The 13,394-nt window shown below is 61.5% G+C and carries 13 protein-coding genes; 9 read left to right on the forward strand and 4 right to left on the reverse strand.

What is annotated here, in order from left to right; translation table 11 throughout:
• The first annotated feature begins 23 nt into the window (after positions 1-23).
• Positions 24-764: a ribonuclease activity regulator RraA gene (locus FJ943_RS29430; protein ID WP_015319202.1), complete on the forward strand. Its 741-nt coding sequence runs from the start codon at positions 24-26 to the stop codon at positions 762-764.
• A 64-nt stretch (positions 765-828) separates the two neighbouring features.
• Here the strand turns inward: FJ943_RS29430 and FJ943_RS29435 are convergent, their stop codons facing one another.
• A complete protein-coding gene (locus FJ943_RS29435) occupies positions 829-1,725 on the reverse strand; it encodes a LysR family transcriptional regulator (RefSeq protein WP_140727223.1) in 897 nt (298 codons plus the stop codon).
• 228 nt (positions 1,726-1,953) lie between these two features.
• On the opposite strand from FJ943_RS29435, the gene FJ943_RS29440 reads away from it, so the two are divergent.
• From FJ943_RS29440 to FJ943_RS29470, 7 genes are all read left to right on the forward strand, one after another.
• Complete coding sequence (locus tag FJ943_RS29440) at positions 1,954-2,688, forward strand: SDR family oxidoreductase (RefSeq protein ID WP_140665595.1); 735 nt, start codon at positions 1,954-1,956, stop codon at positions 2,686-2,688.
• Positions 2,689-2,738: 50 nt separating this feature from the next.
• Positions 2,739-3,491: a glucose 1-dehydrogenase gene (locus FJ943_RS29445; RefSeq protein WP_140727226.1), complete on the forward strand. Its 753-nt coding sequence runs from the start codon at positions 2,739-2,741 to the stop codon at positions 3,489-3,491.
• Positions 3,469-4,122 carry an NADPH-dependent F420 reductase gene (locus tag FJ943_RS29450; RefSeq protein WP_281406185.1) on the forward strand — a complete coding sequence of 218 codons (654 nt, stop codon included), beginning with the start codon at positions 3,469-3,471 and terminating at the stop codon, positions 4,120-4,122. The genes FJ943_RS29445 and FJ943_RS29450 overlap by 23 nt, the downstream gene beginning before the upstream one ends.
• A gap of 83 nt (positions 4,123-4,205) precedes the next feature.
• Positions 4,206-4,436, forward strand: coding sequence for a hypothetical protein (locus tag FJ943_RS29455; RefSeq protein WP_140727232.1), 231 nt, complete (start codon positions 4,206-4,208; stop codon positions 4,434-4,436).
• A gap of 105 nt (positions 4,437-4,541) precedes the next feature.
• Positions 4,542-5,174, forward strand: a complete 633-nt coding sequence (locus FJ943_RS29460) for a class I SAM-dependent methyltransferase (RefSeq protein WP_140727235.1) — start codon at positions 4,542-4,544, stop codon at positions 5,172-5,174.
• Between the two features lie 307 nt (positions 5,175-5,481).
• Complete coding sequence (locus tag FJ943_RS29465) at positions 5,482-6,390, forward strand: MBL fold metallo-hydrolase (RefSeq protein ID WP_140727238.1); 909 nt, start codon at positions 5,482-5,484, stop codon at positions 6,388-6,390.
• A gap of 10 nt (positions 6,391-6,400) precedes the next feature.
• A complete protein-coding gene (locus tag FJ943_RS29470; RefSeq protein WP_140727241.1) occupies positions 6,401-6,868 on the forward strand; it encodes a metallophosphoesterase family protein in 468 nt (155 codons plus the stop codon).
• 147 nt (positions 6,869-7,015) lie between these two features.
• Here FJ943_RS29470 and FJ943_RS29475 read toward each other — a convergent pair whose 3' ends face one another.
• From FJ943_RS29475 to FJ943_RS29485, 3 genes are all read right to left on the reverse strand, one after another.
• Entirely contained in the window at positions 7,016-8,353 is a 1,338-nt protein-coding gene (locus FJ943_RS29475) for an HlyD family type I secretion periplasmic adaptor subunit (protein WP_140727243.1), read from the reverse strand.
• Between the two features lie 19 nt (positions 8,354-8,372).
• Positions 8,373-10,067: a type I secretion system permease/ATPase gene (locus tag FJ943_RS29480; protein ID WP_140727246.1), complete on the reverse strand. Its 1,695-nt coding sequence runs from the start codon at positions 10,065-10,067 to the stop codon at positions 8,373-8,375.
• Between the two features lie 63 nt (positions 10,068-10,130).
• Complete coding sequence (locus tag FJ943_RS29485) at positions 10,131-13,178, reverse strand: cadherin domain-containing protein (protein WP_246671958.1); 3,048 nt, start codon at positions 13,176-13,178, stop codon at positions 10,131-10,133.
• Between FJ943_RS29485 and FJ943_RS30095 the strand changes: the two genes are divergently transcribed.
• Positions 13,147-13,394 (forward strand): hypothetical protein (locus FJ943_RS30095; RefSeq protein ID WP_246671959.1); only part of this gene is annotated, 248 nt, incomplete at its 3' end. The genes FJ943_RS29485 and FJ943_RS30095 overlap by 32 nt on opposite strands.

A 13,394-nucleotide genomic window follows, 5' to 3' on the forward strand; every position in this document is an offset into this window, starting at 1 on the left:
TTCCCTTTCAATCGGAGTCCACAATGACGCATACTTCCGACATCACGCGGCCGCCGAAGGATCTGATCGACGCGCTAAAGGAGATCGGCGCCGCGACGGTTGCCGGCACGCTTGGCCATATGGGCTTCCGCAATCCGCATATGGTCGGCCCGGTGGCGCAGAACCACGGGAGATCGATCGTCGGGCCGGCGCTGACGCTGCAGTTCCTGCCGCAGCGGCCCGATCTTTTCAACGAGGGAGAATATGCCGATCCGGAAACACAGCTGCACCGGCATGTGCTGTACCACGCACAGGAAGGGGATGTGGTCGTGGTCGATGCGCGCGGCGACATGAGTTCGGGCGTCTTCGGCGATATGATGTCGACGTATTTCAAGGGCAGAGGCGGCGCGGGCATCGTCATCGACGGCTGCATGCGCGACCGGCCCAATGTCGAAAAGCTCGATCTGGCCCTATGGCTGCGCGGCTGGACGCCCAACTACCATGTGCAAACCAGCATCTATCCCAATGCCGTCAACGTTCCGATTGCCTGCGGCGGTGTCACCGTGATCCCCGGCGACATCATCGTCGCCGACGATGATGGGGTGGTGGTGCTACCCGTTGCGATGGCCGCGAAGGTGATCGAAGAATCCCAGAAACATCACGACTGGGAGGAGTTCTCACGCATGAAGCTCATGGAGGGCGGGTCGTTGCAACGCTATTATCCGCTGCACCCAAGTGCGACCGAAGAGTACGAGGCTTGGCGGGCAACCAACCCAAAATTTTGATGGACGATCGAGATCCCGAAATGTCTCATGAAGGGCAGGCGAACCGCCAAGTCCCAGACGGGCGTTAGTCACGCGTTACGGACAGTCCTGCGATAAGCGGAGCGTACGCGGCGAGCCTGCGGGATACGAACTCCGTGAAAAGCCGAACGCGCTTCGTCTTGCGTGTCTCCCCCTGCGTGAGAATCCAGAGTGTCCCATGCATGGGCGGGTTGGTGCCCGGCACCCTCACGAGCAGGGGGTCGGCATCTCCGACAAAGCACGGCAGTTTCGTCATCCCGATCCCTTGCTGCGCCGCGATGATCTGCGTCTCGGCATCCGGAGTCCTGAACGGAGCTCCCGTGATGTGAACTTCTCCCTCGCGCGCCCAGTCCGGAATTCCATGATTGTCTATTGCGATCCACCGGAGGGGATCAGGCGTGCCCGCACGCAACGCGGGTAGTCGATCGCGAGACATGTAGACGCCGCTGAACACCTCCGGTCCCTTCAGGCCGTGAAGATTGAGCGGCAGGGTCTTGCGGTCGGCGACAATGCGGATCGCGACGTCGGCCTCTCGGTTAGTCAGATTCGCCACCTCGCCAGTGGTCAAGATTTCCATCTCGATGTCCGGATGCATACGTGCGAAGTCGGCGAGATCCGGCATGAGCAGGTGTGTGGCGAGGAACGGTGGAACTGTCACCCGCAAAAGCCCGCGCGCGCTCTGGTCGCGACCGAAGACACGCGTCTCCAGCTGGTGCGACGACGCTTCCATCTGGTTCGCGAGCTCGAGGACCTCCTCGCCCGCAGCCGTCAGGCGGTAGCCCGAAGGCAGCTTTTCGAACATCTGCGCCCCGAGGCGTTCCTCAAGTTGAGCGATGCGTCGCATCACGGTCGAGTGATACACGCCGAGGCGCTCGGCGGCAGCCCGCACCGAGCCGCCGCGCGCGGCGGCAAGAAAGTAGCGAACGTCATCCCAGTCAATCATGGTGCATTCCCGCGCCGCCAGCTGCGCCTTCCGAAGCCCATTCTAGCACGCCGAGCTGTAATGTGCGCGACTGTTGCGGCGTTCAATCGTCTGACTGGATCGTTTTCGCACCACCGATGTGCACGATTCCGCACTCACCGCCCGACTTCGGCGATCCCATGTTCAGGCTCTCGGGTTGACCCACCGTACAGCCAAAGACCCGAGATGGCGAAACGAAGGACGCACGACATGAACAGACTGAATGGAAAGACCGCCGTGATCACCGGCGGCGCTACCGGCATCGGCCGCGCCGCTGCAAAGCGCTTCATCGAGGAAGGCGCCTTCGTCTTCATCTTCGGCCGCCGGCAGCAAGCGCTCGACGCCGCTGTGGCGGACCTCGGGCCCAATGCCCGCGCGGTGAAAGGCTCGGTCTCGGATGAGGCCGACCTCGACCGGCTCTACGCTGCGGTGAAGGCCGAACGCGGAAGCCTCGACATCGTCTTCGCCAATGCCGGGGCTGGAGGCCCGCTTCCGCTCGGCCAGATCACCGCCGAGCACATTGACGAAACCTTCGGCACCAACGTGAAAGGTACGATCTTCACGGTCCAGAAGGCGCTGCCGCTGATGGGCCCGGGGGGTTCGATCATCGTGACCGGATCGAGCGCCGGCACCACGGGCGCACCGGGGTTCACTGCCTACAGCGCGAGCAAGGCGGCAGTGCGCAACCTCGCGCGGACCTGGGCGGAGGACCTGAAGGGCACCGGTATCCGCGTAAACGTGCTGTCGCCCGGGGCGACCGCGACCGACCTCGCAAAGGAAGCGCTGGGCGAGGAAGGACAGAAGGTCTTCGCCTCGATGACTCCGCTCCAGCGCATGGCCGATCCGGCGGAAATCGGGGCGGTGGCTGCCTTTCTCGCGTCGTCGGACAGCAGCTTCATGACTGCCAGCGAGGTCGCCGTCGATGGCGGCCTGGCGCAACTCTGACGCCCGCGCGTTCCCGCGCCTGGGCCCCGCACAACGAAGGATAGAAGATCATGGAAAAGCTACAAGGTAAGATCGCTGTCATCACCGGCGGAAGCAGCGGGATCGGGTTGGCGACAGCCAAGCGCTTCGTTGAAGAAGGCGCGCACGTCGTGATCACCGGGCGACGAGAGAAAGAGCTGAAGGAGGCCGCGGCCTTCATCGAGAGAAACGTTACGACGGTCGCAGGCGACGTGTCGCGCTTGGAGGATCTGGACCGGGTCTATGCCGTCGTGAAAGAGAAACACGGCCACATCGACATTCTCTTCGCGAACGCAGGCGCGGGGACAATCGCACCGCTCGCGGCAGCGACTGAGGCCCATTTTGACCAAACCTTCGATGTGAATGTGAAGGGGTTGTTTTTCACGGTACAGAAGGCGCTTCCACTATTCAGTGACGGCGGTTCGATCATCCTGACCTCTTCGGTCTCCAACGTGTTGGGGCTGCCAGGGTTCAGCGCCTACGCAGCGAGTAAAGCGGCGGTGCGAAACTTCGCGCGCGCTTGGACACTGGAGCTGAAAGATCGCAAAATTCGCGTGAATTCAATGAGTCCCGGACCAATCGAGACCCCGGCATTGGCGACAACGACGGGTCTTACCCCCGAGCAAGCCGAGCAAGCGGCCGCCCAGTTTGCTTCACAGATCCCAATGGGTCGCAGGGGCAAGCCAGAGGAAATCGCGGCTGCCGTCACGTTCCTTGCTTCTGACGAAAGCTCTTACATCACCGGCGTAGATTTCGCCGTCGATGGAGGCATGGCCCAGGTCTGACCTCGGCATCACACAAGATCGGAGAAACATCATGAGCTACGCAATTATCGGCTTCGGCAATATCGGCCGAGCTCTCGCCAAGGCATTTGCTCGCAAGGGCATCGAGGTATCCGTCGCAACCACGCGCGACCCGGAAAGCTTTGCCGCGGACGCGGCCGCGATCGGGCCTACGATCATCCCCAAAAAGCTGGCGGACGCGCTCAGGGCGGACATCATCTTTTTGGCAGTCCGCTTCGAGTCGCATCCCGATGTCGCGAAGGCGCTGTCCACCTGGAAGGGGAAGATCATCGTCGATGTGACCAATGCCTACGGCGTGCCTCCTGAGGATCTGGGAGGACAACCTTCTTCCAAGTTCATCGCGCAGGCTTCCCCCGGTGGACGACTGGTCAAGGGTTTCAACCATTTGGGCGCTGCCACCCTTGACCAAGATCCAGCAGTGCATGGTGGCAAGAGAGTCGTGTTCCTGGCGAGCGACGATGACGCTGCCGCAGCGGAGATTGGTACGCTCGCGGAAAATCTCGGCTTCTCGCCGATCAAACTTGGCGGGCTTTCGGAAGGTGGGCGGCTCGTCCAGGCGCGCGGAAATAGCTGGGGTCATCTGATCTTCAAGGACCTGGTCAAGTTCGACTGATGAACACGACGTGCCCACCGGCAGGGTCACGATGCACGGATCGGACCGAGCGTGATCCGGTCCGTGCGAAATAGGAAATTCCCATGACTGTCGAGAAGACCATCCAGACCGTGAGGGACTTCTTCGCCGCGATCGGCCGGGTTTTGGTCGTCGGCTCCGGGAGGGGAAGAATCAAAGCCACGAACAAGACGTTCGAGGACGACTGGATCTTCGCCATCACGGTCCGGGACGGCAGATTGACCAACATCCGGGAATACGTCGACACACAAGCACTGGCACGCGCCTCGCAGATGGACGCGTCCGGATCGGCGTAGCGCTTGCCGTCTGCGGCCATCGGAATGGGGTAGACGGCGGATCAGCCGTGGATCGCCCCCTCGCACGCTGGCGCTCGTCGAATGCTCAATCGAAAGGAGATCTCGATGTACGACCAATCCAAGCTATCCGAGTTGATCCGGTTCGCACGCGCAGATGCGGGCTTCACCGTCATCGACGTCTACCCGGGCAACGGCGACTGGACCCGCGTCTTCTCAGACATCGTGGGACCCCAAGGACGTGTCTACAGCTTCGTGCCGGCCGAAGTGGCCCACTTCAAGGACGATCCGGTCGGCCGCATGCGGACGCTCGCGAAGGAGCCGGGCCGAGAGAACATCGAAGCCGTCTCGGCGGACCTTGTGGCGATGCCGGAGGTCACGCAGCCAGCGGATGTTATATGGCTGCATCTGTTCTACCACGATCTCCACACCGCTTTGATTCAGGCCAGGGGCGCGACGGCAGCCGACTTCAATCGAGCCGTCTATGAGCGGCTGAAGCCCGGTGGTTCCTACGTTATCGTGGACCACGCCGCCGCCGTTGGGGCCGGCACGAGCGAGGCACAGTCGCTACATCGGATCGAGCCTGCATCCGTTCGCGAGGAGGTGGAGGCGACCGGTTTCATCCTGGACGCGGAAAGCACCATGCTGGCGAACAAGGACGATCCGCACTCGAGCAAGGTGTTCGATCCTTCGATCAAGGGCAAGACCGATCGCTTCGCCTTTCGCTTCCTGAGGCCCTGACAGTGAGTCATCCGCCCCACAGTGGCTCAGCTCCCGCAAGCGTGAAAGCGTTGCCGTTTCCACACGAGGGCCTTGGCTGTCCGTTCTCTTGAGCAAAGGTGCTGGTGTAACGCAGCCCTACTGAAGAGGGATCGGAGAAGATTGTGAGCTATCTCACTGCCTATAATCTGGCGCGATACGCGACACGCGATGCCGAATGCGCTCACGCTCACTCTTTTGTCGCTCCAAGCCGGCTACGCGAACGTCTATCAAGGGCCGCTCCTTCGCCCGCTTTGAGGTCTCGTTGCCCGCGAGGTAGACTGCTCGCATGACCTTCAGGCTTATCTTCCTCGGGACCTCGGCCAGTGTGCCGTCGGCCGGGCGCAATCACCCGGCGCTGCTCGTTGAAGCCGGCAGTCAACGGGTGCTGGTCGATTGCGGGGAAGGCACCCAGCGTCAGCTTCTGCGCAGCGGCGCCGGATTCAGGCGACTTGATCGCCTGCTCCTCACGCACGCGCATTTCGACCACGTGCTCGGGATTCCAGGCTTGTTCTCGACGCTTCGGCTCCGGCGGAGCAAGAACCATGTGACCATTCATGGCAGCGCAGACACTCTTGACGTCGTCGCCCGCATGCTCGCTGGCCTTTGGGGTAAGGGACGCGCGCCGATCCCGCTGCAACTCGTGCCGCTTGCCCCCGGACGCGTGTTCGAGGTGGATGAGTTCACCGTCGATTGCTTTCAAGTTCGCCATGGCGACACCGACAGCTATGGCTTCGTCTTCGAGACGCCGGCGCGTCGTCACCTCCGTTCGGACCGCTTGGTAGCTCTCGGTGTGCCAGACGGTCCGATCCGGAAAGATTTGGCCGAAGGCCGCTCAATTTCTCTTCCCGACGGCCGAACGATTGCTCCCGAAGCAGTCCTCGGACCACCCGAGGCTGGCAAGAAGCTGGTCATTGTAGGCGACACCGAAACCACTGATGGATTGGCCGACAAGGTGAGCGGCGCGGACCTGCTTGTCATCGAAGCCACATTCCTGCAACGAGATGCAGCGATGGCGCGCGACTACGGACATCTGACAGCCGCGGAGGCAGCATCGCTGGCAGCGACCAGCGATGTAAAGCAGCTCGTTCTTACGCACATCTCCGGCCGCTATTGCGACGAAGAAATTCTCGCGGAAGCCGTTCAGGCGTTTGCGAACAGCCTTATCGCAACGGATTTCACCACCCTCACCGTTTAGTGGCAGGGCCATGACATTCAGAATTGGCGTCATCTCAGACACGCACGGCTTGCTGAGGCCAGAGGCGGCGCGTTGCCTGGCCGGGGTCGACCACATCATTCATGGAGGAGACATCGGTCGCCCTGAGATCATCACGGCGCTTCGCTGTATCGCGCCGGTTACCGCGATCAGAGGAAACGTAGATACCGGTGGCTGGGCGCTGCCTTACGCGGAAACCGAGCTCGTACGTCTTGCCGGGCGAGCAATCTACGTGCTTCATGATCTCAAGACGCTGCAGATCGACCCGGTTGCCCAAGGCATCGACTTGATCGTGTCCGGTCACTCGCATGTGCCGGGGATGGAGACAGTGGATGGCGTGCTTTACTTGAATCCGGGCAGTGCTGGCCCGCGACGGTTTAAGCTGCCTGTCACCCTTGCGACGGTCGACATCACTCGAGACAGCATAGGGCCTTCGATATTGAGCTTGGCAAGCGGCTGAACCAATTCAGCGCGCACTGCGCCGCACTTATATCCGACTGTCTCCTCGATTTTTCACAAGATGGCAGGCGCGCCGCAACGCGGAGACACGTATTCTTCGCGATTTGTTAACGGGAGTTCTTGCCGCGTGCGGTGATGGACTGATCCGTCATTTCTGGCGAAACGCTGAGTGGAACGACACAACCAGCGGGCCTAGAATGTAGTCGAGCGCCGTGCGTTGCTCGGTAACGATCATGACTGACGCCGGCATGCCCGGATAAAGCGCGATCTGTGGGGCTGCGGCCAATTCCACGGGATCGACCGCTACGTCCGCGAGGTAATAGGGAAAGCCTGTCTTGGTGTCGGTAATGCGATCCGCCGAAATGCGGGCGACGCGTCCATGAATTATGGGTATCGAACGCTGCTTGTATGATGTGAAACGAACTTCGGCGGCCATGTCGGGACGCAGGTTCGATATATCCTCGACGCGAACCTGTGCCTGGACGATCAGTGAATTGTCGGTCGGCACGATGTCAAGGATGGTCTGGCCCGGCGCCACGATCGCACCGATCGAGAAAACGCTGAGATCCATCACTTGGCCATCATAGGGTGCACGCACTTCGGCCCGGTCCATGGCGGCCTGGGCGGCGAACATCTTGGGTATGAGGTCGGACAGGTTCGATTGCGTATCGATCAGCATGGCCGACAATTTGGTCCGGCGCTCATTGGTCAATTGTGCGATCTGGCTCTCGAGCTCAGCTTTGCTCTGTTGGGTGCCGCCGATGGCGCCGAGATTATCATCGATCAAGCCCTGCAAATCCGAGGCCGACCTTTCCAGTTCCAGGACGCGTGGGCGGGTCGTCAAACCGGCCTTGAGCAGCTTCGACAGGCTGGCCTTCTCGCCGATCGTCGATTTGAGCTGGGCCCGGTAGGATTCGACCCGAGACTGCTTGCCCCGTATCTGCTCCTCGAGCTCGGCAATGCGCCGTTCGAGTATCTGCCTTGCGCCGGCCATCGAGGCGCGTTGGCTTTCCAAGTCGGCGATCTGGTTTGCCATTGCGTCCTTGAGGTAGTCCTGGTGCTCCTTGAGGATGTCCTTGGGAAAGGCAACCGCCTGGCTGCCGTCCAATTCGGCGCGGATCCTGGCATCGGTGGCGCGCAACAGTGCATATTGCTGGGCATAGAGATTGAACTCGGACCGAATCCTGGTGTCGTCCAGCTTCAGCATTATGTCGCCCTTCCTGACGACGTCGCCATCCTTAACGCGGATCTCCTTCACCGTACCGCCGTCGAAGTGCTGGACGCTCTTGCGATTGCCTTCCACCTTGACGATGGCATCGGCGAGCACGGCACCGTTCAGAGGGGCAAAGGCCGCCCAGCCGCCGAAAATGCCGAAAAAGGCCATTATGATCAGCAGGCCAATATAGGCCGGCACCCGGATGGAATCCGGAGCCAGGATGCCCGACTCGCCAGGCAGGCTATGGTAAGTGAGGGCACTGTCGCTCATCGATCTCTCCGACCACAGCTCATTGGGTCGCCACCGCCATTGGAGCCGCGCGCTGGTTGAGCAGCGTCACGATCTCGTTTCTCATGCCGAACGCCTCGACGGCGCCATCGCGCAACAGCAGGATCTTGTCGACATTCGCCAAGGTCGAGGGCCGGTGCGAGACGATGATAACAGTGCTGCCGCGGCGCTTGAGCTCGATCGCGCAGTCGCTCAGCGCGCGATCGCCATCGGCGTCGAGATTGGAACTCGGCTCGTCGAGAATGATCAGTTTCGGCGTTCCAAACACCGCCCGGGCAAGAGCAATCCGTTGCCGATATCCTCCCGACAGCACGGCGCCGCCCTCTCCGATCTGCGTCTCGTAGCCTTGCGGCAGGCGGATGATCATCTCGTGTACGCCGGCGAGCCGCGCGGCCTCGATCACCTCCTGGTCGACATTGGTCTTGAAGCGCCCAATGTTGGCGGCGACGGTATCGGAGAAGAGTTCGATATCTTGCGGCAGGTAGCCGATGTGATCACCTAATGCGTCGTGCCCCCATTGCGACAGGTCGGCGCCATCCAGCCTGACTGTGCCGCGACTGGGTTGCATGACGCCGGCAAGGTGGCGCGCCAGGGTCGACTTGCCGGCGCCGGAGGGGCCAACGATTCCGAGCGCCTCGCCTGCTTCCAACCGGAACGACACGTCGCGCAGAAGCACTTTCTGCTGGCTTTGAATTGCAAAGCTTACCTGCTCGACGGAAATCATGCCGCTGGGCTTCGGCAGGTTGAACGCTCTTTCGTTGCGCGCGCCCCCGTCGACCAGCCTCTCGACCCTTGCCAACGCTGCCCGCGCCAGGATCAGGCTGCGCCAGAGGCCGACGATCTGCTCGACAGGCTGCAACCCCCTGCCCAGCAGGAGGCTCGCCGCGAACATGGTGCCGCCGGTAATCTGCCGTTCGATGACCAGATAGGCGCCGAGGCCGAGGATCAGCGATTGCATGGTGAGCCGCAGGAACCGGATGAGGCCCGACATCAAGGCGGCACGGTCGCTTGCCTCCGCCTGGCGCCGCAGCGCGAGGTTGCGGTCGCGCCCCCAGCGGCGGATGAGACCGTCGATCATCCCCATGGCGCGAACGACTTCGGAGTTCCTGAGGCTCATCTCGGTGAAGTTATAGTTGTTCGTCGCCAGCTCGTTGGCCTGCTTCAGCGGCGAGCGCACGAGATACTCGTTGAGCACGGCCATGCCGATCAGGAGCAGCGAGCAGCCCAGTGCGAAGAAGCCGAGCCACGGATGCAGCAGGAAGATGATGCCGATGTAGATGGGCGACCATGGCAGATCGAACAAAGCGTGGATGCCACTGCCGGTGATGACCTGCCTGAACGTATCGAAGTCGCGGATCGGCTGGCTCGGCGAGGAACCGGGCGATGGGGCCTCGACGGACGCGGCGAGGATCTTTGCCGAAAGCAGACGGTCGAGCCGGGCGCTGGCACGCGTCAGGATCCAGGCGCGGACCAGGTCGAGACCCGCCAGCGAAAGGAAGGCTGCCAGCAACACCAGGGTCAGCATCACCAGCGTGGTTTCGCTGCCGCTGGTGACAACCCGGTCATAGATCTGCAGCATGTAGAGGGGGGAAGCGAGGTAGAGCAGGTTGATCGCCAGGCTGAATGCCGCCGCAACCAGGAAATAGCGGCGGCATGCCCGAAGCGCATCCTTCACAATTCGAGACTTGCTATCCACTTCCAGAACCCCACTCGATACACGTCAGGTCAGGGAGCCGCCATAGCCGGCGGCCCTTTTCGCTCACACCACGAAGTCGCTTGAAATCGCTCCATTGCCGATGCCGGTCAGCGTGAATTCCGCCGGATTGTACGAAACGACGGTATGACCCTGGCCGTCATCGGCAAGCTTGAAGGCGTTCGCATCATAATTGCCGACCAGATGCAGCGCGGCGCCGTGGGTGCCGTCCGAAACGGTCAGCGTTCCGCCGCTGCCATCCTGGTTTGCCTGATAGACGGCCGTAGTCCCCACGCCGAACAGGATATCGCCGAGGTCCAGCCTGTCGTCATTGGTGATGCCGCCGATCCGTCCGCTGTAGTCGAAGGAATCGTCGAGTTGCAGCGTGCCGGCAGCGTCGTGTCCGAAGGTGACGTCCGTCGACGAGGCGCCGCCGAATTCCAGCTTCGACAAATTGCCGATGGTGGCATCGCCGTCGCCGGTAACCTGGCCGTGGATCACGATGTCGCCGCCATTGGCCCAGAGCATGCCTGAATTCGCCAGGCCGCCGGCGACCGTCAAGCCGCCAGAACCCGTTGCCTCGAGCGTTCCGGAGTTGGTGACGACGCTGCCACCGGTATCGATGACCAGCGCGTGCGAGCCGGTGGCGATAATGGTGCCCTGGTTGTCGAGGCTGAGCATGCCGCCGCCCAGCTCGCCGGCGCCCGAGATCGTGTTGTCGACGTTGACCAGAGTGACGTCCGGCCCTGTGCCGGAAATCATGTTGGCGGCGCTGTCGGACAGCAGGATCTGCCCGCCCCCCTGCAAGGTCACGCCGTGCTGGATGACCTGCAGCAGCGTATCGCCGCCGGTCGAGTCGAGCGAGATGAGGCCGCTGTTGTTGAGAATGCCGCTGAGCGGCAGCAACGCGCCGTCGCCGATCGTCATGGTGCCTGAATTGTTGACCACCGGCGTCTGGTCGAACACGAAATTGCTGGCTGTGAGTGCGCCCGAATGCACGCCGTCCAGCGTGATCGACTGTCCGTCGCCGAGTGCGATCACCGCATTGCCGTTGGCATCGTCGGCGATATGCGTCTGGAGGTCGGCGAAGTCCGCCAATCCGGTATAGCCGATGAGATCGATCTGGTCGGCCGCGGCATCGAAATTGTGCACCGTGTCGGCGCCGATCGGTTGCGAGAAGACGAAGAGATCGTTGCCGTGCGAGCCGGTCAGCACGTCGTCGCCGGACCAGGCAAAGATCGGCGAACCCGGTGCGTAGGCCTCGACATTATCGGCGATCGATGCGGTGCCCGTGGTGCCGTCGGCATTGATCCAGGTCATCTCGACATCGAGCACGGCTGCCCCGGTGAAACTGGCCGGCGTGGTAACGGTCAGCCCGTGCAGGTCGTTGGTCTGGATCGTCCAGCTTCCGTCGGCGTTGTGGATCGCGCCGTCGATGGTCCAGCCCGAAGGCACATCCTTCACCGTGACGGTGATGAGCGCGCCCTCATGTGATGGGTCGGTGAGAGCAAGGTTGATTGGCTCGCCGGAGGTGCCGGCGGGGGCTACTGACCCCAGGCCACCAGTATCCAGGAAATCACCTACCGCCACCGACGGAGTGCCAGCTAGATGGATTTCGAGCAGCCCAGAGTTACCCTGCGCCAATGCACCTGAGGTTTGGTTAGCATAGACAATGGTCTGATTGTTGGCGCTATCAAAATGCCAGGCGATAGTATGCGCCGCAATACCTGCGGCTCCTACGTCACTCGTTTTGAACGTCGTGAAGGCCGAAGCGGTAAAGCTCGTCAAATCAATCTTGTCCGTCCCGGAAGCGAAATCGGCGATTGTGTCATAATTGGCAACATTATTGACAACGCCGGACTGAGAGTCGGTGATCGCGTTGTACTTGAACGTATCGCTCTGCCCGCCACCTGCCAGAAAATCGCCTCCACCATTTCCTGTAAGGGTGTCGACACCAGCACCAGCGATAATTCCATCGAACCCAGAGCCGCCTGTGATGGCGTCACTATTGTTCATCCCGTAGAATAGGTTGATTCCGTTTGCCGCCGTTAATGTATTGTTTCCGGTGTCACCGACAATAATATTGACTGGCACGGATAGAGATATACTACCCGAGGTGGCTATCACCGTTACGTGGTAGGTTAGATTGGTGTTAACATTGCTTCCGCCGACCGACAGCACCCCTGTGCTGCTGTCCACACTGAACAGACTGTTGTTCCCACCAACCGCGAGAGTGTACGTATATGTGTGGCTTCCGTCCGGATCCCCGATAATTTTGAAAGTCCCAAGCGGGAGGTTCTTGTTCAATTGATTTCCCGTCTCGAGCCCGTTCAGTTGGGCATTTGTGAGAGACGCACTAATACCTGCGACCGCGACGGTAAAGTTGCTGCTTGGCCCCGGCAGGCCGTGGTTGTCAGTGGCCTGAACTCCAATCGTATAAGAGCCCGCGTTCAGATTCTGGCCGTCGGCGACGGTTACGACTCCGGTTGTCGAGTTGATTGCAAAGAGGTTGTTGGGATTGTTCGTAAAGCTATAAGTAACCGTATCTCCGGCGTCGGGATCGGTCGAATTTGCTGTGACCCCTACAATCGTGCCATTCGCGGCGTTCGCGGCAACAAAATTGTTCGCGCTGTTGGTGTCGGTAGGCGCCGTCGGCGCCTCGTTGACGTTGGTGATGCTCAGGACCACGGCCTTGCTGGCGCTCAGGCCCCCGCCGTCGGTGTCCACCACATTGAAGCTGTAGGAGTTCTTGGCCTCGAAGTTGGCCGAGGCGTTCAGCGTCACCTCGCCCGTGCTGGCGTTGATGCTCAACAGCGACGCATCCGTGCCCGTCAGGCTCCAGGTCTTGGTGTTGTTCGGCGCCGTGGTGTCTGGATCGGTCGCCGTGGCGGTGTAAACCACCGTGCTGGCCGGCGCGTTCTCCGCCACGGTCGCCGTTGCACCCGAAGTCACTGTCGGTGCCTCGTTTACGTCGGTCACGCTCAAGACCACAGCCTTGCTGGCGCTCAAACCGCCGCCGTCGGTGTCCACGACATTGAAGCTATAAGAACTCTTGGCCTCGAAGTTGGCTGAGGCGTTCAGCGTGACCGCGCCCGTGCTGGCGTTGATGCTCAACAGCGACGCATCCGCGCCTGTCAGAGACCAACTCTTGGTGTCGCCCGCATCCGGATCGGTGGCCATCGCGGTATACACCACTGTGCTGGCCGGCGCGTTGTCCGCCACGCTCGCCGTCGCGCCCGAGATCACTGTCGGTGCATCGTCGGTGCCGTGCATGGTGACGGTGATGAGCTGCAAAGTGCCGTCGGCCGTGGCCACCGTGATGCTGTCGGT

Source organism: Mesorhizobium sp. B2-3-10, assembly GCF_006442275.1.
Taxonomy (GTDB): domain Bacteria; phylum Pseudomonadota; class Alphaproteobacteria; order Rhizobiales; family Rhizobiaceae; genus Mesorhizobium; species Mesorhizobium australicum.

Coding starts and splice junctions, on each gene's coding strand:
- FJ943_RS29435 (WP_140727223.1), bottom strand. CDS start 1,725: ATGATTGACTGGGATGACGTTCGCTACTTTCTTGCCGCCGCGCGCGGC.
- FJ943_RS29475 (WP_140727243.1), bottom strand. CDS start 8,353: ATGAGCGACAGTGCCCTCACTTACCATAGCCTGCCTGGCGAGTCGGGC.
- FJ943_RS29430 (WP_015319202.1), top strand. CDS start 24: ATGACGCATACTTCCGACATCACGCGGCCGCCGAAGGATCTGATCGAC.
- FJ943_RS29445 (WP_140727226.1), top strand. CDS start 2,739: ATGGAAAAGCTACAAGGTAAGATCGCTGTCATCACCGGCGGAAGCAGC.
- FJ943_RS29455 (WP_140727232.1), top strand. CDS start 4,206: ATGACTGTCGAGAAGACCATCCAGACCGTGAGGGACTTCTTCGCCGCG.
- FJ943_RS29470 (WP_140727241.1), top strand. CDS start 6,401: ATGACATTCAGAATTGGCGTCATCTCAGACACGCACGGCTTGCTGAGG.
- FJ943_RS29460 (WP_140727235.1), top strand. CDS start 4,542: ATGTACGACCAATCCAAGCTATCCGAGTTGATCCGGTTCGCACGCGCA.
- FJ943_RS29450 (WP_281406185.1), top strand. CDS start 3,469: ATGGAGGCATGGCCCAGGTCTGACCTCGGCATCACACAAGATCGGAGA.
- FJ943_RS29465 (WP_140727238.1), top strand. CDS start 5,482: ATGACCTTCAGGCTTATCTTCCTCGGGACCTCGGCCAGTGTGCCGTCG.
- FJ943_RS29440 (WP_140665595.1), top strand. CDS start 1,954: ATGAACAGACTGAATGGAAAGACCGCCGTGATCACCGGCGGCGCTACC.